Annotated in this window: 22 protein-coding genes and 4 tRNA genes; 16 read left to right on the forward strand and 10 right to left on the reverse strand. The window is 58.8% G+C overall.

The genetic code is table 11. The annotated features are described in order from the left end of the window. Positions 1–137: 137 nt before the first annotated feature. From pgi to PspS49_RS25010, 6 genes are all read left to right on the forward strand, one after another. Entirely contained in the window at positions 138–1,802 is a 1,665-nt protein-coding gene (pgi, locus tag PspS49_RS24985) for a glucose-6-phosphate isomerase (protein ID WP_160041858.1), read from the forward strand. 214 nt (positions 1,803–2,016) lie between these two features. Continuing rightward, positions 2,017–3,954, forward strand: coding sequence for an acetate--CoA ligase (gene acs / locus PspS49_RS24990; protein WP_160041860.1), 1,938 nt, complete (start codon positions 2,017–2,019; stop codon positions 3,952–3,954). A gap of 51 nt (positions 3,955–4,005) precedes the next feature. Further along, positions 4,006–4,878, forward strand: a complete 873-nt coding sequence (locus tag PspS49_RS24995; RefSeq protein WP_150774957.1) for an oxygenase MpaB family protein — start codon at positions 4,006–4,008, stop codon at positions 4,876–4,878. Positions 4,879–5,016: 138 nt separating this feature from the next. Beyond that, positions 5,017–6,033 carry a class I SAM-dependent methyltransferase gene (locus PspS49_RS25000; RefSeq protein WP_160041862.1) on the forward strand — a complete coding sequence of 339 codons (1,017 nt, stop codon included), beginning with the start codon at positions 5,017–5,019 and terminating at the stop codon, positions 6,031–6,033. Between the two features lie 220 nt (positions 6,034–6,253). After that, the gene (locus PspS49_RS25005; RefSeq protein WP_160041864.1) at positions 6,254–9,205 is read left to right on the forward strand and encodes a DUF748 domain-containing protein; all 2,952 of its coding nucleotides are present in this window, start codon (positions 6,254–6,256) and stop codon (positions 9,203–9,205) included. Continuing rightward, complete coding sequence (locus PspS49_RS25010; protein ID WP_160041866.1) at positions 9,205–9,501, forward strand: DUF2845 domain-containing protein; 297 nt, start codon at positions 9,205–9,207, stop codon at positions 9,499–9,501. The genes PspS49_RS25005 and PspS49_RS25010 overlap by 1 nt, the downstream gene beginning before the upstream one ends. A 270-nt stretch (positions 9,502–9,771) precedes the next feature. On the opposite strand, the gene PspS49_RS25015 is transcribed toward PspS49_RS25010, so the two are convergent. Both PspS49_RS25015 and PspS49_RS25020 read right to left on the reverse strand, forming a co-directional pair. Then, entirely contained in the window at positions 9,772–10,128 is a 357-nt protein-coding gene (locus PspS49_RS25015; RefSeq protein WP_047600285.1) for a BON domain-containing protein, read from the reverse strand. Between the two features lie 298 nt (positions 10,129–10,426). Further along, complete coding sequence (locus PspS49_RS25020; RefSeq protein WP_034153877.1) at positions 10,427–10,858, reverse strand: pilin; 432 nt, start codon at positions 10,856–10,858, stop codon at positions 10,427–10,429. A 226-nt stretch (positions 10,859–11,084) separates the two neighbouring features. On the opposite strand from PspS49_RS25020, the gene pilB reads away from it, so the two are divergent. The 5 genes from pilB to yacG are packed head-to-tail and all read left to right on the forward strand — an operon-like array spanning position 11,085 to position 15,696. Next, on the forward strand, positions 11,085–12,785 hold the full coding sequence (gene pilB / locus PspS49_RS25025) for a type IV-A pilus assembly ATPase PilB (protein WP_160041868.1): 1,701 nt from the start codon (positions 11,085–11,087) through the stop codon (positions 12,783–12,785). A gap of 2 nt (positions 12,786–12,787) precedes the next feature. Further along, entirely contained in the window at positions 12,788–14,005 is a 1,218-nt protein-coding gene (locus PspS49_RS25030) for a type II secretion system F family protein (RefSeq protein WP_127929816.1), read from the forward strand. 1 nt (position 14,006) lies between these two features. Beyond that, positions 14,007–14,879, forward strand: coding sequence for an A24 family peptidase (locus PspS49_RS25035; protein ID WP_150774963.1), 873 nt, complete (start codon positions 14,007–14,009; stop codon positions 14,877–14,879). Then, positions 14,876–15,499: a dephospho-CoA kinase gene (gene coaE / locus PspS49_RS25040; RefSeq protein ID WP_160041870.1), complete on the forward strand. Its 624-nt coding sequence runs from the start codon at positions 14,876–14,878 to the stop codon at positions 15,497–15,499. Before PspS49_RS25035 ends, coaE begins: the two co-directional genes overlap by 4 nt. After that, positions 15,496–15,696 (forward strand): DNA gyrase inhibitor YacG, encoded by a 201-nt coding sequence (gene yacG, locus PspS49_RS25045; protein ID WP_007909902.1) that lies wholly within the window; start codon positions 15,496–15,498, stop codon positions 15,694–15,696. Before coaE ends, yacG begins: the two co-directional genes overlap by 4 nt. A gap of 6 nt (positions 15,697–15,702) precedes the next feature. On the opposite strand, the gene PspS49_RS25050 is transcribed toward yacG, so the two are convergent. Together PspS49_RS25050 and PspS49_RS25055 are read right to left on the reverse strand one after the other, a co-directional pair. Then, entirely contained in the window at positions 15,703–15,918 is a 216-nt protein-coding gene (locus tag PspS49_RS25050) for a hypothetical protein (RefSeq protein WP_007909901.1), read from the reverse strand. A gap of 65 nt (positions 15,919–15,983) precedes the next feature. Next, on the reverse strand, positions 15,984–16,673 hold the full coding sequence (locus tag PspS49_RS25055; RefSeq protein ID WP_150774964.1) for an energy-coupling factor ABC transporter permease: 690 nt from the start codon (positions 16,671–16,673) through the stop codon (positions 15,984–15,986). 192 nt (positions 16,674–16,865) lie between these two features. On the opposite strand from PspS49_RS25055, the gene PspS49_RS25060 reads away from it, so the two are divergent. The 5 genes from PspS49_RS25060 (at position 16,866) to PspS49_RS25080 (ending at position 20,297) form a co-directional block, all read left to right on the forward strand. Then, positions 16,866–17,492: a DUF1780 domain-containing protein gene (locus PspS49_RS25060; protein WP_127929820.1), complete on the forward strand. Its 627-nt coding sequence runs from the start codon at positions 16,866–16,868 to the stop codon at positions 17,490–17,492. Beyond that, positions 17,489–18,016, forward strand: a complete 528-nt coding sequence (locus tag PspS49_RS25065) for an MOSC domain-containing protein (RefSeq protein ID WP_127929821.1) — start codon at positions 17,489–17,491, stop codon at positions 18,014–18,016. Before PspS49_RS25060 ends, PspS49_RS25065 begins: the two co-directional genes overlap by 4 nt. Before the next feature lie 51 nt (positions 18,017–18,067). After that, positions 18,068–18,241 carry a DUF3094 domain-containing protein gene (locus PspS49_RS25070; protein ID WP_007909875.1) on the forward strand — a complete coding sequence of 58 codons (174 nt, stop codon included), beginning with the start codon at positions 18,068–18,070 and terminating at the stop codon, positions 18,239–18,241. Positions 18,242–18,304: 63 nt separating this feature from the next. Next, complete coding sequence (locus tag PspS49_RS25075) at positions 18,305–19,603, forward strand: NAD(P)/FAD-dependent oxidoreductase (protein WP_016986237.1); 1,299 nt, start codon at positions 18,305–18,307, stop codon at positions 19,601–19,603. A 286-nt stretch (positions 19,604–19,889) separates the two neighbouring features. After that, positions 19,890–20,297 (forward strand): EF-hand domain-containing protein, encoded by a 408-nt coding sequence (locus PspS49_RS25080; protein ID WP_127929823.1) that lies wholly within the window; start codon positions 19,890–19,892, stop codon positions 20,295–20,297. Positions 20,298–20,360: 63 nt separating this feature from the next. Here the strand turns inward: PspS49_RS25080 and PspS49_RS25085 are convergent, their stop codons facing one another. From PspS49_RS25085 to clpB, 6 genes are all read right to left on the reverse strand, one after another. Then, complete coding sequence (locus PspS49_RS25085; protein ID WP_160041872.1) at positions 20,361–21,986, reverse strand: methyl-accepting chemotaxis protein; 1,626 nt, start codon at positions 21,984–21,986, stop codon at positions 20,361–20,363. Between the two features lie 164 nt (positions 21,987–22,150). Next, positions 22,151–22,227: transfer RNA gene (locus PspS49_RS25090), tRNA-Pro, on the reverse strand. A gap of 97 nt (positions 22,228–22,324) precedes the next feature. After that, positions 22,325–22,400: transfer RNA gene (locus PspS49_RS25095), tRNA-Lys, on the reverse strand. 5 nt (positions 22,401–22,405) lie between these two features. After that, positions 22,406–22,482: transfer RNA gene (locus PspS49_RS25100), tRNA-Pro, on the reverse strand. Between the two features lie 9 nt (positions 22,483–22,491). After that, positions 22,492–22,567, reverse strand: a tRNA-Asn gene (locus tag PspS49_RS25105). 297 nt (positions 22,568–22,864) lie between these two features. Then, a complete protein-coding gene (clpB, locus tag PspS49_RS25110) occupies positions 22,865–25,429 on the reverse strand; it encodes an ATP-dependent chaperone ClpB (protein WP_127929824.1) in 2,565 nt (854 codons plus the stop codon). Positions 25,430–25,505 lie beyond the last annotated feature (76 nt).

Genomic DNA, 25,505 nt, shown 5'->3' on the forward strand with positions numbered 1-25,505 from the left:
AGAACGCAGCGCGAGGTTTACTGTATTCGCCCTGTGTCCGGAAATCGTGTCGACGCAGTTGATCCCATGCCCAAACATGGCGTGCCGGGTCTGTTCAGTGTTCAAAGGCCGTTCAAGTAAAAAGGAAAACCGCAGCGATGGCGTATTACCTCACTCCTCAAGACGTTACCGCTCTGCCCGCCTGGCAAGCGTTGAAAGACCACCGCCAAGCCATGCAGGATTTCAGCATGCGCGAAGCCTTCAACGCCGATCCGCAGCGCTTCAATCAGTTCACCCTCAGCAGCTGTGGACTGTTTCTCGATTATTCGAAGAATTTGATCAACGCCCAGACCCGCAACCTGCTGGTCGGTCTGGCCAATGAAGTCGATCTCAAAGGCGCCATCAAAGCGCTGTTTGAAGGCGAAATCGTCAACACTTCCGAAGGCCGCCCGGCGCTGCACACCGCCCTGCGTCGCCCGGTGGGCGACAAGCTGTCGGTCAATGGCGTCAACGTGATGCCGGAAGTCCACAAGGTTTTGAACCAGATCACCGATCTGGTCGGCCGCATTCACGACGGTCTGTGGCGTGGTTATACCGAGAAGCCGATCACCGACGTGGTCAACATTGGTATCGGTGGCTCGTTCCTCGGCCCTGAGCTGGTGTCCGAAGCGCTGCTGTCGTACGCGCAGAAAGGCGTGCGTTGCCATTATCTGGCGAACATCGATGGCAGCGAATTCCACGAGCTGACGCAGAAACTGCGCGCCGAGACCACACTGTTCATTGTTTCGTCGAAGTCGTTCAACACCCTCGAAACCCTGAAGAACGCTCAGGCCGCACGTGCCTGGTACCTGGCGCAGGGCGGTTCGGAAGCCGAGTTGTATCGTCACTTCATCGCCGTTTCGAGCAACAACGCTGCTGCCGTAGCGTTCGGTATCCGCGAAGAAAACATCTTCCCGATGTGGGACTGGGTCGGTGGTCGTTATTCGCTGTGGTCGGCCATCGGTTTGCCGATTGCCCTGGCCATCGGCATGTCCAACTTCAAGGAATTGCTGTCCGGTGCCTACACCATGGACCAGCATTTCCAGACCGCGCCGTTCGAACAGAACATGCCGGTGCTGCTGGCCCTGCTCGGTGTGTGGTACGGCAACTTCTGGGGCGCGCAAAGCCACGCGATCCTGCCGTACGACCATTACCTGCGCAACATCACCAAGCACCTGCAACAACTGGACATGGAATCCAACGGCAAGAGCGTGCGTCAGGACGGCACGCCGGTGTCGACCGATACCGGCCCGGTGATCTGGGGCGGCGTCGGCTGCAACGGTCAGCACGCTTACCACCAGTTGCTGCATCAAGGTTCGCAGTTGATCCCGGCCGACTTCATTGTGCCGATCGTCAGCTTCAACCCGGTTTCCGACCACCATCAGTGGCTGTACGCCAACTGCCTGTCGCAAAGCCAGGCGCTGATGCTCGGCAAGACCCTGCCGGAAGCCGAGCAGGAACTGCGCGACAAAGGCATGAGCGAAGCAGAAGTGCACAAACTCGCACCGCACAAGGTGATCCCGGGCAACCGTCCGAGCAACACCATCGTGGTCGAGCGCATCAGCCCGCGCCGTCTCGGCGCACTGGTGGCGATGTATGAACACAAAGTGTTCGTGCAAAGCGTGGTCTGGGGCATCAACGCCTTTGACCAATGGGGCGTTGAGTTGGGCAAGGAATTGGGTAAAGGCGTTTACAACCGTCTGGTCGGCAGCGATGAAAGCACTGCTGATGATCCATCTACCCAGGGCCTGATCAACTACTTCCGCGGTCGTCACCGCGGTTGATGTGAATGGGTTGCCCACAATTCCAGTGGGCAACCCATTTCCAATGTGGGAGCGAGCCTGCTCGCGAATGCGGTGTGTCATTCAGCCTCTTTGTTGACTGACTCACCGCATTCGCGAGCAAGCTCGCTCCCACAGTTGTTTTACACATGACTTGAACCTCTGCATCGCTCGGCGCATCTTTATTCCTGTCGCACCACAAGAATAAGGAACCGTCATGTTCGATATCAGCACGTTCCCCAAAGCCGATGCCGTCCGCCGGGCTGCGCAGTTGAGTCAGGAAGACTATCGGCGCCTGTACCGCGAATCCATTGAACACCCCAATACCTTCTGGGCCGAACAGGCCACGCAGTTCCTCGACTGGAGCACGCCGTGGCAGACCGTCCAGCGCTATGACCTGAAAACCGGTGAAGCCGCCTGGTTTTCCGGGGCCAAACTGAATGTCAGTTACAACTGCATTGACCGCCACCTGGAAAAGCGCGGCGAGCAGACCGCCCTGCTCTGGGAAGGCGACGACCCGGCCGAATCGGCACAAATCACTTACAAAAAACTCCATCACCATGTCTGCCGCCTGGCCAACGTGCTGAAAAGCCGTGGCGTGAAGAAAGGCGACCGGGTGTGCATCTACATGCCGATGATCCCCGAAGCCGCTTACGCCATGCTCGCGTGTTCGCGGATCGGCGCTATCCATTCGGTGGTGTTCGGCGGTTTCTCCCCCGATTCCCTGCGTGACCGCATTCTCGATGCCGATTGCCGCACGGTGATCACGGCGGATGAAGGCGTGCGCGGCGGCAAGTTCGTGCCACTGAAACAGAACGTCGACAAAGCCCTGCAGAGTTGCCCGGACGTCAGCACCGTCGTGGTGGTCGAGCGCACCCAAGGCAAAGTCGATTGGGTTGAGGGCCGTGACCTCTGGTATCACCAGGCTGTGCGCGACGTCAGCGACGATTGCCCGCCGGAACCAATGGACGCCGAAGATCCGCTGTTCATCCTCTACACCTCCGGCAGCACCGGCAAACCCAAAGGCGTGCTGCACACCACCGGCGGTTACCTGCTGCAAGCGGCGATGACCTTCAAATACGTGCTCGATTACCGCGACGGCGAAGTGTTCTGGTGCACCGCCGATGTCGGCTGGGTCACCGGCCACAGTTACATCGTCTACGGCCCATTGGCCAATGGCGCAACCACGCTGATGTTCGAAGGCGTGCCGAGCTACCCGAGCAGCTCACGATTCTGGCAGGTCATCGATAAACACAAGGTCAACATTTTCTACACTGCTCCCACAGCTCTGCGCGCGTTGATGCGCGAAGGTGCCGAACCGTTGCAGGAAACGTCGCGCGCCAGCCTCAGATTGCTCGGCAGCGTCGGTGAGCCGATCAACCCGGAGGCGTGGGAATGGTATTTCAATGTCGTAGGAGAACAGCGCTGCCCCATCGTCGACACCTGGTGGCAGACCGAAACCGGCGGCATCATGCTCAGCCCGCTGGTCAGCGCACAACGGATCAAACCGGGCTGCGCCACGCAGCCGATGTTCGGCGTGCAACCGGTGTTGCTCGATGAGCACGGCAAGGAAATCAAAGGCGCCGGCAGCGGCGTGCTGGCGATCAAATCGAGTTGGCCGGCGCAGATCCGCAGCGTCTATGGCGACCCGCAACGCATGGTCGACACCTATTTCAAACCCTACCCCGGCTACTATTTCACTGGCGACGGCGCACGCCGCGACGAGGACGGCGATTACTGGATCACCGGGCGCATCGACGACGTGATCAACGTTTCCGGCCACCGTATCGGTACGGCTGAAGTGGAAAGCGCACTGGTGTTGCACGACAGCATCGCCGAGGCTGCCGTGGTCGGTTACCCGCACGACGTCAAAGGTCAGGGCATCTACGCCTTCGTCACCCCGATGAACGGCACCGAGCCGAATGATGAATTGAAGAAAGAACTGCTCGCCCACGTCAGCAAGGAAATCGGCAGCTTCGCCAAACCGGACCTGATCCAGTGGGCGCCGGCCTTGCCGAAAACCCGTTCAGGCAAGATCATGCGGCGCATCCTGCGCAAGATCGCCTGCAACGAACTCGACAGCCTCGGCGACACCTCGACCCTGGCCGACCCGAGCGTGGTGCAAGGCCTGATCGACAAGCGCCTCAATCAGTAACACTACGGGCGCGGTCAACCGGTCGCGCCCGCTCTTCTTCACTGAGTAGTCATGGAATTCATCCGTAGTCGTATCGAAAACCAACTGATGAGCCTGACCGGGCTGTCACTCGGCCAACTCGACCTGGAAAACCCCAAGGGCGATCCCGGCCTGTTCGGCCCCGACTCGGTCAGTTGGCAAGTGCACGGCGATTTCAGCAGCATGTTGATCGGCGGCATCAGCGCGTTGTTGCTGCAAGCCTTGCATCCACTGGCATTGGCCGGGGTTTGGGATCATTCGAATTTCCGTGAAGACATGCTCGGACGCTTGCGGCGCACCAGTCAGTTTGTTTCCGGCACCACCTTCGGTTCGCGGCGGGATGCCGACTGGCTGATCGAGAAGGTGCGCACCATTCACCTGCAAGTGGTCGGCACTGCTCCGGATGGCCGGCCCTATGCGGCAAGTGATCCAGACTTGCTGACGTGGGTGCATGTGGCCGAGGTCAGCAACTTTCTCGCGGCACATTTGCGTTATCGCAATCCGCAGTTGTCGGGGGCGGATCAGGATCGTTATTACGCGGAAATCGCCGTGATTGCCGAACGACTCGGTGCTCAGGATGTGCCGAAATCGCGTCAGGCCGTAGCCGATTATCTGCAACGCATGCGCCCGCAGTTGCTGTGCGATGAGCGCAGCCGAGAAGTATTGCGCCTATTGCTGGCCGCACCGGCGCCCAGTGTTCTGGCGCGACCGTTTGGCGATTTGATGATGAAGGCCGGTATTGATCTGCTGCCGGACTGGGCCAGCGATATGCTCGATGTCCGCCAGAGTTCGCTGCAACGCCAGTTGATTCGCGCCAGCGTCAGACGCAGCGCGCCGATGCTGCGCTGGGCGATGCGCAATGGTTCGGTGCAACGAGCCAAACGCAGGATGGGTTTGCTGACCTGAAAACTTCGCGAGCAGGCTCGCTCCCACATTTGGAATGCATTCCCATGTGGGAGCGAGCCTGCTCGCGAAGGTCGCAACTCGATTGCTCGCCAAACTGCTAAACTCCCGCGCCCCCATTCTCTCCAGCAAGGCGCCCGCATGTCTTCCTTGAATCAGGCGCTGCGCGCCGCCCTCGATCAACGCCAGGACTTGCTCGCCGAGTTGCACCGCCAGGGCACCGATTGTTATCGGCTGTTCCACGGCAGCCAGGAAGGCGCTGGCGGTCTGACCATCGACCGCTACGGCCCGCAACTGCTGGTGCAGAGCTTCCACCAGACCCTCGAGCGCGATGACCTGCTGCAACTGCACGCCATGGTCAATCAAACATTGGGCCTGGAAACGTTGCTGGTTTACAACGACCGCTCCCGTGGCAATTCGCGTATTGATCGTGAAGACAGCGTCTACAAAGCCGAAGACGCCGCGCTGGCCGATCTGGTCGGTCACGAATGGGGTCTGAACTACCGTGTGCGCGGGCGTCATGCCGGGCAGGACCCGCTGCTGTTCCTCGACCTGCGCAACACCCGTGGCTGGGTCAAGGATCACGCCAAAGGCAAATCCGTGCTCAACCTGTTCGCTTACACCTGCGGCGTCGGCCTCAGCGCAGCCGCCGGTGGCGCGCGTGAAGTGTGCAACCTGGATTTCGCCGAAGGCAATCTGGCGGTCGGCCGCGAAAACGGTCTGCTCAACCCGCAGTTGCCGCAGATGCAGTTCATCCAGTCGGACTACTTCCCGGCCATCCGCCAACTCGCCGGGCTGCCGATCAGCCAGCGCCGGGGGCAGAAACTGCCGAGCTACCAGCGCCTCGATCAGCGCCAATATGACCTGGTCCTGCTCGATCCACCGGCCTGGGCCAAGAGTGCATTCGGCACCGTCGACCTGCTGCGCGACTACCAGAGCCTGCTCAAACCGGCCCTGCTGACCACCGCCGACAACGGCGTGCTGATCTGCTGCAACAACCTGGCGAAAGTCAGCATGGACGACTGGCGCGAGCAGGTGCTGCGCTGTGCCGAGAAGGCCGGGCGACCGGTACGTGAGTGGAGCGTGATGACACCGGGCGCCGACTTCCCGTCCATGGACCAGCAACCGCCGCTGAAAACCCTGATCCTGCAGCTCTGAACCGCTCGCGCGGCTGACAACTATCTAATGTGGGAGCGAGCCTGCTCGCGAAAGCGGTGTATCAGCCAACGAATAGAGCGACTGATATGACGCCTTCGCGAGCAGGCTCGCTCCCACATGGAAAGCGTTCCTACAGAAGAATCTGAACAATCCTGCTCCATGCGAGGTACTTCGGAACCAGAATCGCGTGCCATACTCCAAGGCACTCCGATTCAGACAGATGAAGCCGCACATGCCCAAAGGATTGATTCGCGCGATTGGCGCCTTGTTGACTGCTCTGGCCCTCTACAGCCTGCTGGGGTTTCTGATTTTGCCGGGCATCGCCCTGCGTGTGGCCAATCAACAACTGGCCAATTACGCAACGGTGCCTGCGCATATCCAGCGTATCGAGCTCAACCCGTTCAGCCTTGAAGTCACCCTGTGGGGACTGGTCATCGGCGAGCCGGGCAAGGAACAGGTCGGCTTCGATCGCCTGTACGCCGACCTGCAAATCGACAGCCTGTGGACCAAAGCCCTGCATCTGGCCAACATCGAGCTGGACAAACCGAAGACCGAAATCCTTTTCGCCAAAGACGGCAAACTCAACCTGCTCGGCCTGTTCAATGTGCCGGCCAGTGAGCCGACACCAGCCGACCCGGACGCCAAACCGTTCCCGCTGCGCATCGACAACATCAAACTGGCCGGCGGCGTCGTGCACTTTGAGGACGTGCGCCCGAGCGAGCCCATCGAGTTTCTCTACGACGACCTCAGCTTCGAACTGAAAAACCTCAGCACCCTGCCCGAAGACAGTGCCGACATGACCCTGGTCGCCATCGGCCCGGCCGGTGGGCGGATCGACTGGAGTGGCAATTTCAGCCTGATCCCGTTCACTTCCGAAGGCACCCTGAAAGTCACCGACGGCAAGATGAAAGCGTTCTGGCCCTACGTGCGTGATTCGGTGCCGCTGGTCCTGGAAGACGGTGTGATCAGCCTCAGCAGCGAATACAAACTCAATCTGTCGAAAGAAACCGAGCTGCAACTGAACAACGTGGCGGTGAGCATCGCGCCGTTCGCCATCAAGGCTCCGGATGGGCGGCCACTGGCGAAACTCGAACGCCTGGACGTCAGCGAAACCTCGGTGGATCTGGCCAAGCAACAAGTCGTGGTCGGCAAGATCCGCAGCAACAAACTGGAAACCTGGGCTGCCCTTGAAGCCGACGGCCAGCTGGACTGGCAGAAACTGTTCGCCAGCCAACCGTCCAAACCTGCCGCCAAAGCCGCCGCAGAACCGGCGAACACGCCAGCCGCTGCCGACTCGCCGAAAGCTGAACCGACTGCGCCGAGCAAGCCATGGCAAGTGCTGCTCAAAGACGTGCAATTGCGCAACTACACCGTGCATCTTGCCGACCGCTCGGCCAAACCGGCAGTAGCACTGGACATCACCCCGCTGAACGTCGACCTGCAGGATTTCGACAGCCTCAACGGTTCGCCCTTCCAGCTCAAGCTCGACAGCGGCGTGGGCAAGCAAGGCAAGATCACGGCCGACGGCACCGTCAATCTCGCCCCGGTCAACGCCCAGCTCAATGTGAAAACCCAGGACATCGACCTGCGTGTCGCGCAGTCCTATATCAATCCGTTCATTCGCCTGGAACTGCGCAGCGGCATGCTCGGCAGTGACCTGAAGGTCAATCTCAAGAGCACCGAACCACTGGCACTCAGCGTCACCGGTCGCGCACAAATCGATCAACTGCACACCCTCGACACCCTGAAAACCCGCGACTTCCTCAAATGGCAGCAAGTGGTGGTCGAAGGCCTGAACTATCAGCACGGCGACAGTCTGTCGATCGACAAGGTCAACCTGTTCCAGCCTTATGTGCGGTTCATGATCAACGACGATCGCACCACCAACATCGACGACCTGCTGATCCCGCAACCGGCCGACAGCGGCGCGAAAACCACGACAGCGAAACCGGCCAGCAACGAGAAACCGTTGGGCATTCACATCGGTGGCATCGCGATCAATGACGGCTCGGCCAACTTTGCCGACTTCAGCCTGACGCCGAACTTCGCCACCGCCGTGCAGCAGCTCAACGGCCAGATCGGCACCATCGACAGCCGTCAGGCGAAACCGGCCAGCGTCGATATCAAAGGCAAGGTCGACCGCTACGCACCCGTGACCATCAAGGGCGCGGTCAATCCTTTCGACCCGATGGCCAGCCTCGACATCGCCACCAGTTTCAAACGCGTCGAGCTGACGACACTGACGCCCTACTCCGGCAAATTCGCCGGCTACCGTATCCGCAAGGGCCGGCTCAACCTTGACCTGCATTACCTGATCACCAAGGGCCAGCTCAAAGCCGAAAACAAAGTGGTGGTCGAGCAATTGCAGCTCGGCGAAAAAGTCGACAGCCCGGATGCCGTGAGCCTGCCATTGAAACTGGCAATTGCCCTGCTCAAGGACGTTGACGGCAAAATCTCCATCGAATTGCCGGTAACCGGCGACTTGAACAACCCGCAATTCAGCGTAATGCCGATTGTCTGGCAGACCCTGCGCAACCTGATCGTCAAAGCCGCTGCCGCACCGTTCAAAATGATTGGCGGGCTGATCAGTGGCGGCGGTTCGCAAGACCTCGGCACCGTGTCGTTTGCGCCAGGTTCCAGCGACTTGAGCAAAGATGCCGAAGCGGCGCTGATCAAACTGTCCCAAGCACTGAAGGAACGTCCGGCACTGCGCCTGGAAATCGAAGGCACGGCCGCCAAAAGCAGTGACGGCCCGTTGCTCGCCGAGCAGCGCCTGGAACGTGAATACCAGTACAACTACTACAAGATGCTCCAGCGGCGCGGCGATAAAGTCCCGGCGCAAGCGTCGCTGCTGCAAGTACCAGAGGGCGAGAAAGGCCCACTGCTCGAAGGCATCTACCGCACCCGTCTGAAAACCCAGCCACCGGCCGAATGGAAGGATCTGGGCAAGGAAGAACGCACAGCGAAGATGCGCGATGGCGTGATCCAGTTCTGGAGTGGCAGCGACGTGCTGCTGCGTCAGTTGGGTCAGGACCGTGCCAGCAGCATCAAGGATTATCTGGTCGATAAAGGCCAGCTGGCAGACGACCGCGTGTACTTCATCGACGCCAACCTTGGCGAGGCCGAAAGCGATGGCCGCGTGGTCACGCAAATGCATCTGGATGCCGAGTGATGAAGCGTCAATGGCTGGCCGCGCTGACACTGGCGCTCGCTGCCAGCCATGCCGATGCGTCCGAGACCCTGCGCTGCGGCAGTCAATTGATCAGCCTTGGCGACCGCTCCAGCGAAGTCCTGCAAAAGTGCGGTGAGCCGGTCAGCCGCGATGTGCTGGGCTACAAGCGCAGCGCCAATCGCCGGGAGGAGTTTCAGGTAGAGGAATGGACTTACGGCCCGAGCAACGGCATGTATCAATACCTGCGCTTCGAAGGCAATCGCCTGCGGCAGATCAGCAGCAAACGCGGTAACTGACCCGACACCGATTCCCCTGTAGGAGTGAGCCTGCTCGCGATAGCGGTCTGTCAGCTAATCAAATTGCTGACTGACACACCGCTATCGCGAGCAGGCTCACTCCTACATTTGTTTTGTGTTGTCTCTGAAATAGAACAAGCCCCGACACAAGTGGCGGGGCCTGTAATGGTCACATCCGTGTGACCGTTCGCATGAACTCTAAAGTTGCGGCAGACGTATTGCTCGGCCCGTCTGTCGCGTCTTCTCCCGGTCCAGGCGAGAAGTCATGCCTTACTCGGCTTTCAGGCCGTCAGCGGAGACCGCTTTAACGCCTTTGATTTTCTTGGCGATTGCAACAGCAACGTCTTTCTGCGATTCAGTTACAGCAGTAGTCGACGACAGCGATACAACGCCTTTGTTGGTTTCTACTTTGATGTCGGTACCTGGAATGCCTTTTTCGGTGACCAGGTCAGCTTTGACTTTGGTGGTGATCCAGGTATCGGAAGTAGCTTCTTTAGCCTGGGTGACTTCACCGGCAGCCAGAGTCATTGGAGCCTGGGTAGCCTGGGTGGATTGTGCGAATGCACCGGAAGCCATGGTCAGGGTCAGCGCGGTAGCAGCAGCGGCAGTGATAGCGAACTTCTTCATACGAGTAACTCCTGTTTTTCTGGAAAGTCTGCTGGTTGTCTTGTCAGCAGGGTTACCAAGGTAGTTGCGAACGCTGTGCCAACTTTTGAGAATCGATAATTTCCTTATAAATCAATAAGTTATCAATTAGCAAAATTTTCGAAATCATGCAATTTGCATGACCTTCGAATTATCGACATGCAAGTTACGGTTTTTCGGAAAGTTCCTAAGGCGCTGAAATTATTGAAGCTTTTGTGAAGTGCCGCGCAATGAAAAATGCCCCGCAGTGCGGGGCATTTTCGAGTACATCACTGACCGCTTATGTACCGCTGGCGGTGCAGCCTTTAGGGGAATAATCCGGAGCAACGGTGGTACCGCAGGTCCATACACCCGCGCCGGTACCTGAAGAACGAGTCAGGGTGATGGTCTTGCTCAGCACCGGACCCGGGGCATTGAGCAGTGTGCAAGTGATGGTTCCGGCACCGGTGGATGCAGTACCGGATGCGGCGAGTGTGCAGTTGGATGTCGCCGCCGTCGCACTACCCGCAACCAATGTCAGCGTTGGATCGGTGCCTTGATTGATGGTGTCTTCAAACGGCACCTTCAGCGCACTGATCTCCGCCAGCCCCGCCGTTACCTTCGACCGCGCCTGATACTTGGAATACTGCGGCAAGGCGATGGTCGCCAGAATCCCGATGATGGCCACCACGATCAGCAGTTCGATCAGAGTAAAACCTTGTTGTTTTTTCATAGACACGCTCCATGCATGAGTCGAAATCTCATGATCTGAAAGGGAAGCAGCATAGGCCATGCCAATGCCTTCGAAGCCCCGCCCCTTGGGCGCGAACCACATACATCGCCATTTCCTACAACCCGCAACCGCACTATCTGACACTTTTTGTCACCTGCACTGGCCGTGTTTGGCGCTGTCACTTGACTAGGCTATAAGTCATGAACTGCAAGCGTGCGGAATCCCCATGAACGACATCGCTCTGAGCGGTCTGGCCAAGCAATTGGTGCAGGCCGAACTGCTCACGGAAAAAAGCGCCCAGCAAGCCTCGCAACAGGCCCAGCGTAATCGCTTGTCGCTGGTCAGCTATCTGGTGCAGAACAAACTGGTCAAGAGCTCACAGGTCGCCGAAATCGCCTCCGAGCATTTCGGCATGGCCTTGCTTGATCTCAATTGCCTGGACAAGGAAACCCAGCCCAAAGGCCTGGTCAGCGAAAAACTGGTGCGCCAGCATCACGCCCTGCCCCTGTGGCGACGTGGCAACAAGCTGTTCGTAGGCATTTCCGACCCGAGCAATCATCAAGCGATCAACGACATTCAGTTCAGCACCGGGCTGAGCACCGAAGCCATTCTGGTCGAGGACGACAAGCTCAGCGATGCCATCGAAAAATTCTTCGACACCAACGCCAGCGGTCTGGAGGACATGGCCGATGTCGATCTCGATGGCCTCGATGTCGAATCCATCGACGACAGCAAACAGGACGCCATCGCAGGCCTCGACGCCGACGATGCACCGGTGGTGCGCTTCGTGCACAAGATGCTGCTCGACGCGATCAAAAGCGGCTCATCCGACTTGCACTTCGAACCTTACGAGAAGAACTACCGGGTGCGGGTGCGCACCGACGGCATCCTGCGCGAGGTGGCCAAGCCACCAATTCAACTGGCCGGGCGCATCGCCGCACGCCTGAAAGTCATGGCCAGCCTCGATATTTCGGAACGGCGCAAACCGCAGGACGGGCGGATCAAGATGCGCCTGTCGAAAAGCAGGTCGATCGATTTTCGGGTCAACACGCTGCCGACCCTGTGGGGCGAAAAAGTGGTGATCCGGATCCTCGATCCGTCCAGCGCACAGATCGGCATCGACGCGCTCGGTTACGAACCCGCGCAGAAAGAACTGTACATGGCCGCGCTCAAGCAGCCCCAAGGCATGATTCTGGTCACTGGTCCCACCGGCTCGGGGAAAACCGTGTCGCTGTACACCGGCCTGAATATCCTCAACACCGTCGACATCAATATCTCCACCGCCGAAGACCCGGTGGAAATCAACATGGAAGGCATCAACCAGGTCAACGTCAATCCCAAACAAGGGCTCGACTTTGCCCAGGCACTGCGCTCGTTTCTGCGTCAGGATCCGGACGTGATCATGGTCGGCGAGATCCGCGATCTGGAAACCGCCGAGATCGCGATCAAAGCCGCGCAGACCGGTCACCTGGTGCTCTCGACCCTGCACACCAACAGCGCCGCGGAAACCCTGACGCGCCTGCACAACATGGGCATTCCCGGCTTCAACATTGCCACCTCGGTCAGCCTGATCATCGCCCAGCGCCTGGCACGCAAGCTCTGTAGCCATTGCAAGAAAGCCATCGAGATCCCCCGCGAAACCTTGATCAAGGAAGGCTTCCCCGAGGAACGCATCGGCCATTTCACGATCTACGAGCCGGTCGGTTGCGATCACTGCAACGGCGGCTACAAAGGACGCGTGGGGATTTATGAAGTGGTAAAGAACACACCAGAGCTGCAACGTTTGATCATGGCCGAAGGCAACTCGCTGGAAATCGACCTGCAGATGCGCCGCGACGGCTTCGACGACCTGCGCACCTCCGGGCTGCACAAGGCCATGCAAGGCATCACCAGCCTTGAAGAAATCAACCGGGTCACCAAGGACTGAACATGGCGGTCAAGGCAGCGAAAATCAGTATTTATGCCTGGGAAGGTACGGACAGGAAAGGCAGCAAAGTCACCGGTGAACTCAGTGGACAGAATCCGGCACTGATCAAGGCCCAACTGCGTAAACAGGGGATCAGTCCCGGCAAGGTACGCAAAAAATCCGCGTCGTTGTTGAGTTTTGGCAAACGCATCAAGGCCCAGGACATCGCCCTGTTCACCCGGCAGATGGCGACCATGATGAAGGCCGGCGTGCCGCTGCTGCAGTCGTTCGACATCATTGGCGAAGGTTTTGAAAACCCGGCCATGCGCAAGCTGGTGGACGAGGTCAAACAGGAGGTCGCGGCCGGTAACAGCTTCGCCACAGCCCTGCGCAAGAAGCCGCAGTATTTCGACGAGTTGTATTGCAACCTGGTCGATGCCGGCGAGCAGTCCGGCGCCCTCGACACGCTGCTGGAACGGGTCGCAACCTATAAGGAAAAAAGCGAACGGCTCAAGGCCAAGATCAAGAAAGCCATGACCTACCCCACCGCCGTCGTACTGGTCGCAGCGGTCGTGACCGGAATTCTGCTGGTTAAAGTGGTGCCGCAATTCCAGTCGGTATTCTCGGGGTTCGGTGCAGAGTTACCGGCCTTCACCCTGATGGTGATCAGCCTTTCGGAATTCATGCAGCAATGGTGGTGGGCGATTCTCGGCGCGCTGGTCGCGGCGATTTTCGGCACCCGTCACGCACTGAAAACCTCCCAGGCGCTACGTGATCGCAAAGACACCTGGCTGTTGAAACTGCCCTTGGTCGGCACGCTGATGTACAAGTCAGCGGTAGCCCGTTTCGCTCGAACCCTGTCGACCACGTTTGCTGCCGGTGTGCCATTGGTGGAAGCGCTCGACTCGGTGGCCGGCGCTACCGGCAATGTGGTGTTCAAGCGTGCCGTGCTGCGCATTCGCCAAGACGTCTCCACCGGCATGCAGCTGAATTTTTCGATGCGCAGCACCGGAGTCTTTCCCAACATGGCCGTGCAGATGACCGCGATTGGCGAAGAGTCGGGGGCGCTAGATGAAATGCTCGACAAGGTTGCAGGCTTTTACGAGGAAGAAGTGGATAACATGGTCGACAATCTCACCAGCCTCATGGAGCCGTTCATCATGGTCGTGCTGGGGGTGATCGTCGGCGGGCTGGTGGTAGCCATGTACCTGCCGATTTTCCAACTCGGCTCAGCGATCTGACATGCCTATCGACGAACTGTTCGCCCTGTATCCGCTGGCCTTTGTCTTTACCGCCCTGCTGCTCGGTCTGGTGGTCGGCAGCTTCCTCAATGTGCTGATCTGGCGCCTGCCGAAAATGCTCGAACGCGATTGGCGTCAGCAAGCCCACGACGTGCTCGGTTTGCCCGGCGAAACGCCGCTGCCCACCTACAACCTGATGCTGCCGCACTCTGAATGCCCGCACTGCGCCCACCGGATCCGCGCGTGGGAAAACATTCCGCTGCTCAGTTATCTGTGGCTGCGGGGGCGCTGTTCGGCGTGCGCTGCACCTATCAGCAAACGCTATCCGCTGACCGAACTGGCCTGCGGGCTGCTCTCGGCATTCATTGCCTGGCACTTCGGTTTCGGCTGGCCGGCGTGCCTGCTGATCGTCCTCACCTGGGGTTTGCTGGCGATGAGTCTGATCGACACCGAACATCAACTGCTGCCCGATGTGCTGGTGCTGCCGTTGCTGTGGCTGGGGTTGATCGTCAACAGTTTCGGCGTCTTCGTACCGTTGCACGATGCACTGTGGGGCGCGGTGGCCGGTTATATGGCGCTGTGGTCGGTGTTCTGGCTGTTCAAGCTGCTGACCGGCAAGGATGGCATCGGCCACGGTGATTTCAAGCTGTTGGCGCTGCTCGGTGCCTGGGGTGGCTGGCAGATTCTGCCGCTGACGATTCTGTTGTCATCACTGGTCGGCGCCATTATCGGGGTGGTTTTGCTACGCCTGCGCGAACAGAAAACCTCGACGCCGATCCCCTTCGGCCCCTATCTGGCCATTGCCGGCTGGATTGCCTTGCTCTGGGGTGGTCAAATAACCGACTTCTATTGGCAGTTTGTCGGTTTGAAATGAATACCCCTGTGGAAAAACCCTGGACTCTCGGCCTCACCGGCGGCATCGGCAGCGGCAAAAGCGCGGCGGCCCAGCACTTCATCGACCTTGGCATTCATGTGGTTGACGCCGATCACGCGGCGCGCTGGGTGGTTGAGCCGGGGCGCCCGGCGCTGGCAAAAATAGCCGAACACTTCGGGCCTGGCGTTTTGCAGGGCGACGGCACGCTGGATCGCGCCGCCCTGCGCAAACTGATCTTCGAAGTGCCGGAAGAACGCCGCTGGCTCGAAGCCCTGCTGCATCCGTTGATCGCCGAGGAAATCGCTCATCATCTGGCGCTGGCAAAATCGCCTTACGCGATACTGGTTTCGCCGCTGTTGATCGAATCCGGGCAATACGCAATGACCCAGCGCATCCTGGTGATCGACGCTCCGCAACAACTGCAAATCGAACGCACCTTGCAGCGCGACCAGACCAGCGAGCAGCAGGTTCAGGCGATCCTCAAGGCCCAGTCGAGCCGCGAAGACCGTTTGAGCCGTGCCGACGACGTAGTGGTCAACGACCGCGACCTCGCCTGGCTGCACAGTGAGGTCGAGCGCCTGCATCACTTTTACCTGACTTTATCCGGAGGCCAAGCATGAGCCAGATCCCCACCGTTGAATGCCCGACCTGCGGCGCCCCCGTGGAATTCACCGCCGAAAACAAGTTTCGGCCGTTCTGCTCTGATCGCTGCAAGCTGATCGACCTCGGCGCCTGGGCATCGGAAGAACACAAGATTCCGGTCGCACCGGATGCCGAGGATGAACTGTTTTCCGGCGATTTCGATCCGCGTCACTGACCCTGATCAGGGCCGCATAAAGCCGTAGTCCTGATCGTCGTCGAGGTTTTCCGCGAGAAAACGCAACTCGTCGGCCAGGTCTTCGGCGTTGCGCACGGCCTTGCTCTGCTGCACCACCGCACTGAGCAAGGCGCGCAAACTCAACCCCGGGTCAAAGCCCACCTCCTGCGCCATGTCCAGACTCTGCCGGGTTTCCTGCCTCGCCCACTCGTAAACACTCATGCCGCTGCTCCTGAAGGGATTTGCGCGAGCATGAAATCTCCCGCGCATGGCGGGTTTGATATGGATCAAGACTTGGGATCGTCGTCCTTCCACGGCGCCGAAAGGTAGCGCGTGCGATTGAACGTCTCCAGCCATTCCGGGCAGAACACCACCAGCGCGCTGACGACCATGCCGTTGATGAACGCCTCGGGAAACAGCAGCAGCCACAGATAACCGACGAAATCTTCCAGCCACTCCGGCATGGCGAAAATACCGTCGTACCACAGCAGCGTCAGGCTCAGGATCAGGCACAACAACGCTGAAAGCGCGGCGGCAAAAAAACCGGAGCAGAAGATATAAACGAACGGATTACGTGGCTGTGCGCGCTCGACAACGATCGCCACGCATTCGGTGATCAACACCGGTAACAGAATCAGCAGCGAACCATTGACCCCGATGGCCAGCAGATCCTGACGGCCCAGTAGCACCAGACCGATCTGCGCGACCAGACCACCGACAATCGCCAGCGGCCAGTCCAGCAGCAATGTAACTGCCGTCATGCCGATGAAGTGATAGGACACACCCGTGTCGAAATCCCTGCGCACCAGCCACAACAGAAACAACGCGAACACCGTCCCGAACAGCAGGTGCTGACGCCGACTGTCGCTGAACAACTCGACCCACGGCGCGCGCACAATCGCCCAGAGCAGCACCGGCACATAAATCAGCCAGCCGAGCGTCAGGCTCGCCGAGGACAACAGTTCAGCTCCAATCATGACCCTCACCTTTGCGACGACGCATTCCCTGCAGGAGCTGCCGAAGGCTGCGATCTTTTGATCTTGCTCCTTTAAAGTCAAAAGATCGCAGCCTTCGGCTGCTCCTACAAGAGCTCGATGACGCGGCGGTTTGTAAGCATCAGCCCAAGCAAAGCTTTCTGCTTGTCGCATTTGAACGCTAAGCTTGGGCCTATGGATGACTCAGATTATTTACGCCTGCTGACCATCGCGGCCGAGCAGGCCAACGCCTTTCTGTCCAATGCCCGCAAATGGGAGCGTGAGCGTTGGGTCTGCCAGCGCCTGCTGCAAGGCCTGAACATTCCCTACCGCGTCGACGAATTCGCGCCGGCCGGCGAACCGCCGGACGTACTGTTTCGCGACGCCAATTTCGAGGTGTTCTTCGTGCTCGACGAGGGGCGCCGGCTCAACGACGAATGGCGCGATGAATTGCAGCGACGACGCAGCGCCTTTTCCCTCAGCCAACTGGTGCGCCGCGAAGCCAAGCCTAAACGGATCCCGGCCAACGAGTTTTTGCTGCGACTGGCGCCGACCTTGCGCAAGAAAGCGCACAACTACAAGGAACGCGGCATGGATCTGGGCGAACTGGACATCATCGCCTTCGCCAGCCTTAAACGTGAGGTGCTGGATCTGAACAGCCATTTTCCGCCGCCGACCGAATACCTGCGCCAAGGCTGGCGTTCGTTGTCTCTGGTCGGCCCGACCTTTGCCCGCGTGCTGTTCGCCCACCCGGATGCGCCGGATTTTCTGCGCAGCAACCTTGGTCGCAGCATCGTCTTCGATGTCGGGATCAGCCTGTGACGCCGCTGCAGCAATTGATTGCCGATGTGCCACAGACCGGGTGTGTGCGCTGGATCGGCGTGCGTCCCGAATCCCGTGGGCCGATGATCGAACTCGATGCAGTGGAGGCGCGGCTGGAAGCAGGGCTGACTGGCGACCACGCTCGCCCCGGAGTGCGCAACGCACGGCAGGTGACGCTGATTCAGTGGGAACATCTGGCGGTGATCAACGCCTTGATGGGGCGCCCCGACAATCAACCGGTGAAACCTGAAGATCTGCGGCGCAATCTCGTTATCAGCGGTATCAATTTGTTTAGCCTCAAGGGTCGGCGCTTTCGCATCGGTCAGGCAATATTCGAAACCACGGGCTGGTGTCAGCCTTGCGCACGTTTGCAGAACAACCTTGGCCCCGGCACCTTTCAAGCCGTGCGCGGGCATGGAGGAATTACCGCGCGGGTGTTACAAAGCGGGATTATTCGCCTTGAAGACCGGGTCAGCGTCGAGCCGGTTCCGGACAGCGGCTATGCTGCGTTCAACCCCGGATAAAAACCGCTGTAGCTTCTGCCCATTCAGCAACGTCTACCTGACGAGGCAAATATGACCAGCCGCCTGAACCCTGAAGACCAGAAACATGTCGAAGAGTACCTGCAACTGTCCCAACACCGAGTCGAGCGCCGGCCTTTCCGGCCGTGGATGCTCCTCGTGCTGGTGCTGGCAGTGACCATTGGTCTGGGCTTGTTGAGCCGCTTTATCAGTTACCTGACGCTATGAGCAGCTTGGCGCTCGCTTGGGTAACCGCACCGATTTCCTTTAAAAACCTTGCGAGTTATCCCTATGTCCCATCGTATTGTTATTGTCGGCGGCGGCGCCGGCGGTCTGGAGTTGGCTACCCGCCTGGGTAAGACTCTGGGCAAGCGCGGCACAGCCAGTGTGATGCTGGTCGACGCCAACCTGACGCACATCTGGAAACCGCTGTTGCACGAAGTGGCCGCCGGATCGCTGAACTCCTCCGAAGACGAACTCAACTATGTTGCCCAAGCGAAATGGAACCACTTCGAGTTTCAGTTGGGGCGCATGAGCGGGCTTGATCGCGCACAGAAGAAAATCCAGCTGGCAGCGACCTACGACGAAAACGGCGTAGAACTGGTGCCTGCACGCGAAGTGCAATACGACTCGCTGGTGATCAGCGTCGGCAGCACCACCAATGATTTCGGCACGCAGGGCGCGGCGCAGCATTGCCTGTTCCTCGATACCCGCAAACAGGCCGAGCGCTTCCACCAGCAGCTGCTGAATCACTATTTGCGTGCCCACGCCGGGCAAACCGATGTGGTCGAGCAGATCAGCGTGGCGATTGTCGGCGCTGGTGCGACGGGCGTTGAACTGGCTGCCGAACTGCACAACGCCGCCCATGAACTGGCGGCGTATGGTCTGGACCGGATCAAACCGGAAAACATGCACATCACCCTGATCGAAGCCGGGCCACGGGTGTTGCCTGCCCTGCCGGAGCGCATCAGCGGGCCGGTGCACAAGACCCTGGAAAAGCTCGGGGTCAATGTGATGACCAACGCTTCGGTCAGCGAAGTGACCGCCGACAGCCTGATCACCGCCGACGGCAACGAGATCAAGGCCAGCCTGAAAGTCTGGGCAGCGGGCATTCGCGCGCCGGGTTTCCTCAAGGACATCGATGGCCTGGAAACCAACCGCATCAATCAACTGCAAGTATTGCCGACCCTGCAAACCACCCGCGACGAGAACATCTTCGCCTTCGGTGACTGCGCCGCGTGCCCTCAACCGGGCACCGATCGCAACGTACCGCCACGTGCACAAGCGGCGCACCAACAGGCGTCGCTGCTGGCCAAATCGCTGAAGCTGCGCATCGAGGGCAAGACCCTGCCGGAGTACAAGTACACCGACTACGGCTCGCTGATCTCGCTGTCGCGTTTTTCGGCTGTGGGTAACTTGATGGGCAACCTGACCGGCAGCGTGATGCTCGAAGGCTGGCTGGCGCGGATGTTTTACGTGTCGCTGTATCGCATGCACCAGATGGCGCTGTACGGGCCGTTCCGCACGGCGATGTTGATGCTGGGCAGCAAGATTGGCCGTGGCACTGAGCCGCGTCTGAAACTGCACTAAAACCTGTGGGAGCGAGCCTGCTCGCGAATGCGTTCTGTCAGTCGTTATTGATGCGACTGATCTGACGCTTTCGCGAGCAGGCTCGCTCCCACATTATTTTGTGTTCATCGAAAGATCTGTTTCGTACTGTATCCCGCCTCGCTTTCCCCACCTTCGCTTACAAACTCCCCCGCTGCGCGACACAGTCGCGATACACCGCCACCGCTTAATGGCCACACCCGAGCAACACCTGCTCAGGCAATCGTCCTTAACGTGTGGTTGCGCAGTGCAGCCCAGGAGAATCCAAATGTCCCGTACTTCGACCCTAGGTAAAAAATCCATTGGCCTGATCGGCGCCGCACTGGCTGGCGGCCTGATGTTGTCCGGTTCGGTGTTTGCCGCTCAACCACTGGCGCAGGGCTACATGGTCGCTTCGGCGGAAACCTCGGTGAAAGCGCCGGAAGGCAAATGCGGTGAAGGCAAATGTGGCGATGCTTCGATGGCCAAGACGGACAGCGATGGTGACGGCAAGGTTTCCCGCGCCGAATTTCTGAAAGTCGCGCCGAAGTCCGACTTCGACAAGATCGACACCAACCATGACGGCTTCATTGACGAGCAAGAGGCCTACGACAACGTGAAGGCCAACTTTGAAGCCAACGGCAAGAAGATGCCAAAAGGCCTGTTCGAACACCTGAAAGATCAAGACGGCGCCTGATCAGCGGAAAAAACCAAGCCGCGCTTCTCCTGAGAGAAACGCGGTTTTTTCACGTCTGCCGTTTTACAACTGAAAGCGCCGCACCATGCCTTGCAAGGCGTTGGCCAGTTGCGACAACTCGTGGCTGGAGGCACTGGTCTGGTCGGCACCGGCGGCCGAGCGTACCGACAAATCCCGAATGTTCACCAGGTTGCGATCCACTTCTCGCGCGACTTGCGCTTGTTCTTCCGCAGCGCTGGCAATGACCAGATTGCGCTCATGGATCTCATGCACCGACGCGGTAATGGTCTGCAGCGCCTCACCGGCACGCTCAGCCAACGCCAGGGTGGTCGTCGCACGCGCGGTACTGGCCTGCATCGAATCCAGCGCCAGGCTCGAACCATTGCGCATGCCCTGGACCATCTGTTCGATCTCCTGAGTCGATTGCTGCGTACGATAAGCCAAAGCCCTTACTTCATCGGCCACTACGGCAAAGCCTCGCCCGCTCTCGCCGGCCCGCGCGGCTTCAATCGCTGCGTTGAGCGCCAGCAGGTTGGTCTGCTCGGCAATCGCCCGAATCACGTCCAGCACTTTGCCAATGTCCTGCGACTGGTTGGCCAGTGATTGCACCAACTCACCGGTCTGTTGCACATCGCTGGCCAAGGCGTTGATGGCCGTGGCGGTCTCACTGACGCGCACTTGCCCCAGATGTGCCGACTCGCTGGATTGACGGGTTGCGTCAGACGTCGATACCGCATTGCGTGCGACTTCTTCCACTGCGGCCGTCATCTGGTTGACCGCGGTCGCGGCCTGTTCGATTTCGTTGTTCTGCTGCTGCAGCCCCTGCGTGCTGTCGAGCGTTACCGCGTTAAGCTCATCGGCAGCGGTGGCCAGTTGCGTGGCCGAGCCGCTGATGCTTTGCAGCGTCTCACGCAGGTTCTGCTGCATGGTCGCCAGAGCCTTGAGCAAGCGACTGACTTCATCGTTGCCATGGGTCTCGATCGGTCGGGTCAGATCACCCTGCGCGACACTTTCTGCTGCACTCACGGCACTGCTCAGCGGCCGAACGATGCTGCGCGTGAGCATCATCGCCAGTGCCACCGTGGCCAGTGCGGCCAAGGCAATGAACAAACTGACAATCGTCCGCGAATTTTCGTAGTGCGCAGCGGACTTATGGCTTTCGGCGGCGACCTGTTTGGCGAACAGATCCGCCAGGTCGTTGAGTTGCTTGCCGGAGCCATCGACCACGGTTTTCATGTCGACCAGCAACAACCTGGTCAGCTCATCACGCTTGCCTTGCTCGGCGAGGGCGAAGGATTGAGCGATGCCACTGCGATAGGCAGCGAAGGTTTTCTTGAACTGGTCGTATAGCTGCTGGCCTTCCGGGGTGTTGACCAGTTTGTCGTAAGCGGCGATTTTCTCGCTCAGCTCTTTGTCGCGGGTGTCCATCTGGCTGCGGTAAGTCGCAATGTTGGCCGGATCCTGATCCAGCGCCATGCGCAGCGAGATGGTGCGGATGCGCAGCATGATCTCGCGAATTTCGTCGCCGCCACGAATGCTCGGCAACCACTGATTTTCTACCGCGACCTCACTGTCGCGAATACTCGACATCTGCCCCAGCGCAAAAACGCCAAGCAAGGCCACCAACACCGCGATCAGGGCGAACCCCAGGGCCGCCCGGGGAGCAATATTCAACTGACGAAGCAACATGACGAACGCCCTTATTCTTGTATTGGCCAGATTCAAGGGGCGAAGCCATGGCAGTCCCCTCGTGTTAGCGGGCTATCGGCAGGTTGTATGATGACTTGAAGGGGAAATGAGTTTTTGTCGGACAAAAAAAATCCCCGTATCTTTCGATACGAGGATTTTTAATATGGTCGGGGTAAGGGGATTCGAACTCCTGACATCCTGCTCCCAAAGCAGGCGCGCTACCGGACTGCGCTATACCCCGGTAAAAAAAAGGCGACCTTTCAAAGATCGCCTTCTTCGATCAGCGCTTTTGGCCTCTGATCTTAAGATTCGATCCCAGCGTTAACTGGTTTCAAAAATGGTGGGTCGTGTGGGATTCGAACCTACGACCAATTGGTTAAAAGCCAACTGCTCTACCAACTGAGCTAACGACCCAAAAATGGTCGGGGTAAGGGGATTCGAACTCCTGACATCCTGCTCCCAAAGCAGGCGCGCTACCGGACTGCGCTATACCCCGGTTTGAAATTGGCTCCGTGACCAGGACTCGAACCTGGGACCCAATGATTAACAGTCATTTGCTCTACCGACTGAGCTATCACGGAACTACATATTTCAATTTACAACGGTGAAACTTGTTGCTTCCAGTCACTCGTTCGCATCGCTGCGTTCGTGTGTCTGAGGCGCGCTATTCTACAACCTAGAACACCTCTGTCAACCCCCTAAATTGCTTTCAAGTTAATGATTTGCAACTTATTTCAGATTTCAACTCAGTGAGCTGAGACCGTCTTGGCGACTGACTGCGGGGCGCACTTTACAAGCCTTTTCCTTTGAGTTCAACAGCCTAACGAAAAAAAAGGCCCCACAATGTGGGGCCCTCCTTTTTTCATTGGCGTTTGGACTCAGTTGAAAACGATTTCGTCGCTCTCGACCTTGCCGGTCGCCGTGTCGCCTGGCATGAAGTGACCCGAGAGGATCAACTGTGCCAACGGGTTTTCGATCCAGCGCTGAATCGCCCGTTTCAAAGGACGTGCGCCATACACCGGGTCGTAACCCACCGCGATCAGCTTGTCCATCGCTTCCGGGCTGAGCTCCAGCTTCAGCTCGCGCTCGGCCAGACGGCTGCGCAGACGACCCAACTGGATCTCGGTAATGCCCGCGATCTGATCCCGTGCCAAAGGCTCGAAGATCACCACTTCGTCGACCCGGTTGATGAACTCCGGACGGAAGTGCGACGTCAGCGCATCCATGACTGCAGCACGCTGCGCCTCGCGATCACCGACCAGCTCCTGAATCTGCACAGAGCCGAGGTTCGAGGTCATGACGATCACGGTATTGCGGAAGTCCACCGTGCGACCATGGCTGTCGGTCAGGCGACCATCTTCAAGCACTTGCAGCAAGATGTTGAACACATCCGGGTGCGCCTTCTCGACTTCGTCCAGCAGGATCACCGAATAAGGCTTACGACGTACCGCCTCGGTCAGGTAACCGCCCTCTTCGTAACCGACGTATCCCGGTGGCGCACCGATCAGACGCGCCACGGAATGTTTCTCCATGAACTCGGACATGTCGATCCGCACCATTGCCTCTTCAGTATCAAAGAGGAATTCGGCCAGCGCCTTGCACAGCTCGGTTTTACCGACACCGGTCGGGCCGAGGAACATGAACGAGCCGCTCGGACGATTCGGATCGGACAACCCGGCACGTGAACGCCGTACTGCGTTAGCGACGGCGACCACCGCTTCTTCCTGGCCGATAACGCGTTTGTGCAACAGGCTTTCCATCTTCATCAGTTTGTCGCGCTCGCCTTCGAGCATTTTCGACACGGGAATGCCGGTCCACTTCGACACGACTTCAGCGATTTCTTCTTCAGTCACCTTGCTGCGCAGCAACTGGTTTTCGCTCTTGCCGTGCTGATCGACCATTTGCAGGCTGCGTTCCAGATCCGGGATCACCCCGTACTGCAATTCGGCCATACGATTGAGGTCGCCTTTGCGGCGCGCGGCCTCCAGCTCCTGACGCGACTGTTCGATCTTCTGCTGAATCTGTGCAGAACCCTGTACCTCGGCTTTTTCCGAGTTCCAGATTTCTTCCAGATCCGAGTACTCACGCTCGAGACGGACGATTTCTTCCTGGAGTTTTTCCAGACGTTTCATCGCCGCTTCGTCGCTTTCTTTCTTCAGCGCCTGAGATTCCACCTTCAACTGAATCAGGCGACGCTCCAGACGATCGAGCACTTCCGGCTTGGAGTCGATTTCCATGCGGATACGGCTGGCAGCCTCGTCGATCAGGTCGATGGCCTTGTCCGGCAACTGCCGGTCAGTGATGTAGCGATGGCTGAGCTTGGCCGCCGCAATGATCGCGCCGTCAGTGATCGCCACCTTGTGGTGAACCTCGTAACGCTCTTTGAGGCCGCGCAGGATCGCGATGGTGTCTTCTTCGCTCGGCTCATCCACCAATACTTTCTGGAAGCGTCGCTCGAGCGCCGCGTCCTTCTCTATATATTGGCGGTACTCGTTGAGCGTGGTCGCGCCAACGCAGTGCAACTCGCCGCGAGCCAGTGCTGGCTTGAGCATGTTGCCGGCGTCCATCGAGCCTTCGCCTTTACCCGCGCCGACCATGGTGTGCAGTTCGTCGATGAACAGAATGATCTGCCCTTCCTGCTTCGACAGCTCGTTGAGCAGCGATTTCAGGCGTTCTTCGAACTCACCGCGATACTTGGCACCGGCAATCAGCGCGCCCATGTCCAGCGAGAGCAGACGCTTGCCTTTAAGGCCGTCCGGCACTTCGCCGTTGATGATGCGCTGGGCCAGACCTTCGGCAATCGCGGTTTTACCCACGCCAGGCTCACCGATCAGCACCGGGTTGTTCTTGGTGCGGCGTTGCAGAACCTGAATGGTGCGACGGATTTCGTCGTCACGACCGATCACCGGATCGAGCTTGCCGTCCTCGGCGCGCTTGGTCAGGTCGACGGTGTATTTATCCAGCGCCTGCCGCGACTCTTCATGGTTGGCATCATTCACCGCTTCGCCGCCACGCAGATTGTTGATCGCGTTTTCCAGGGCTTTCTTGCTTACGCCCTGGCCGAGCAGCAACTTGCCGAGCTTGCTGCTCTCGTCCATCGCCGCGAGCAGCACCAATTCGCTGGAGATGAACTGGTCACCCTTCTGTTGAGCCAGACGGTCAGCCTGGTTAAGCAGGCGCGCCAGATCCTGCGACATGTTGACGTCGCCGGTGGGGTTCTGGATTTTCGGTAATTGGTCGAGCTCTTTGGTCAGCTCTTTACGCAAGCTGTTGACGTCGAAGCCCACCTGCATCAGCAGAGGTTTGATCGAACCACCCTGCTGTTCAAGCATGGCTTGCATCAAGTGCGCCGGCTCGATGGCCGGATGATCGTGGCCGACTGCCAACGACTGGGCGTCGGACAAGGCCAACTGTAATTTGCTGGTTAAACGGTCTATTCGCATAAGTCACCTTCCTTTTGAGCAGGCCGGACCTAAAAACCATCCTGAATAAAGAAACCTGCCAGATACCGCTATAGAT

The sequence above is a fragment of the Pseudomonas sp. S49 genome (genome assembly GCF_009866785.1).
Classification (GTDB): domain Bacteria; phylum Pseudomonadota; class Gammaproteobacteria; order Pseudomonadales; family Pseudomonadaceae; genus Aquipseudomonas.

What these genes read in the sequence shown, in the direction of transcription:
- pgi (WP_160041858.1), top strand. Translation starts at nt 138, where the DNA reads ATGGCGTATTACCTCACTCCTCAAGACGTTACCGCTCTGCCCGCCTGG.
- acs (WP_160041860.1), top strand. Translation starts at nt 2,017, where the DNA reads ATGTTCGATATCAGCACGTTCCCCAAAGCCGATGCCGTCCGCCGGGCT.
- PspS49_RS24995 (WP_150774957.1), top strand. Translation starts at nt 4,006, where the DNA reads ATGGAATTCATCCGTAGTCGTATCGAAAACCAACTGATGAGCCTGACC.
- PspS49_RS25000 (WP_160041862.1), top strand. Translation starts at nt 5,017, where the DNA reads ATGTCTTCCTTGAATCAGGCGCTGCGCGCCGCCCTCGATCAACGCCAG.
- PspS49_RS25005 (WP_160041864.1), top strand. Translation starts at nt 6,254, where the DNA reads ATGAAGCCGCACATGCCCAAAGGATTGATTCGCGCGATTGGCGCCTTG.
- PspS49_RS25010 (WP_160041866.1), top strand. Translation starts at nt 9,205, where the DNA reads ATGAAGCGTCAATGGCTGGCCGCGCTGACACTGGCGCTCGCTGCCAGC.
- PspS49_RS25015 (WP_047600285.1), bottom strand. Translation starts at nt 10,128, where the DNA reads ATGAAGAAGTTCGCTATCACTGCCGCTGCTGCTACCGCGCTGACCCTG.
- PspS49_RS25020 (WP_034153877.1), bottom strand. Translation starts at nt 10,858, where the DNA reads ATGAAAAAACAACAAGGTTTTACTCTGATCGAACTGCTGATCGTGGTG.
- pilB (WP_160041868.1), top strand. Translation starts at nt 11,085, where the DNA reads ATGAACGACATCGCTCTGAGCGGTCTGGCCAAGCAATTGGTGCAGGCC.
- PspS49_RS25030 (WP_127929816.1), top strand. Translation starts at nt 12,788, where the DNA reads ATGGCGGTCAAGGCAGCGAAAATCAGTATTTATGCCTGGGAAGGTACG.
- PspS49_RS25035 (WP_150774963.1), top strand. Translation starts at nt 14,007, where the DNA reads ATGCCTATCGACGAACTGTTCGCCCTGTATCCGCTGGCCTTTGTCTTT.
- coaE (WP_160041870.1), top strand. Translation starts at nt 14,876, where the DNA reads ATGAATACCCCTGTGGAAAAACCCTGGACTCTCGGCCTCACCGGCGGC.
- yacG (WP_007909902.1), top strand. Translation starts at nt 15,496, where the DNA reads ATGAGCCAGATCCCCACCGTTGAATGCCCGACCTGCGGCGCCCCCGTG.
- PspS49_RS25050 (WP_007909901.1), bottom strand. Translation starts at nt 15,918, where the DNA reads ATGAGTGTTTACGAGTGGGCGAGGCAGGAAACCCGGCAGAGTCTGGAC.
- PspS49_RS25055 (WP_150774964.1), bottom strand. Translation starts at nt 16,673, where the DNA reads ATGATTGGAGCTGAACTGTTGTCCTCGGCGAGCCTGACGCTCGGCTGG.
- PspS49_RS25060 (WP_127929820.1), top strand. Translation starts at nt 16,866, where the DNA reads ATGGATGACTCAGATTATTTACGCCTGCTGACCATCGCGGCCGAGCAG.
- PspS49_RS25070 (WP_007909875.1), top strand. Translation starts at nt 18,068, where the DNA reads ATGACCAGCCGCCTGAACCCTGAAGACCAGAAACATGTCGAAGAGTAC.
- PspS49_RS25075 (WP_016986237.1), top strand. Translation starts at nt 18,305, where the DNA reads ATGTCCCATCGTATTGTTATTGTCGGCGGCGGCGCCGGCGGTCTGGAG.
- PspS49_RS25080 (WP_127929823.1), top strand. Translation starts at nt 19,890, where the DNA reads ATGTCCCGTACTTCGACCCTAGGTAAAAAATCCATTGGCCTGATCGGC.
- PspS49_RS25085 (WP_160041872.1), bottom strand. Translation starts at nt 21,986, where the DNA reads ATGTTGCTTCGTCAGTTGAATATTGCTCCCCGGGCGGCCCTGGGGTTC.
- clpB (WP_127929824.1), bottom strand. Translation starts at nt 25,429, where the DNA reads ATGCGAATAGACCGTTTAACCAGCAAATTACAGTTGGCCTTGTCCGAC.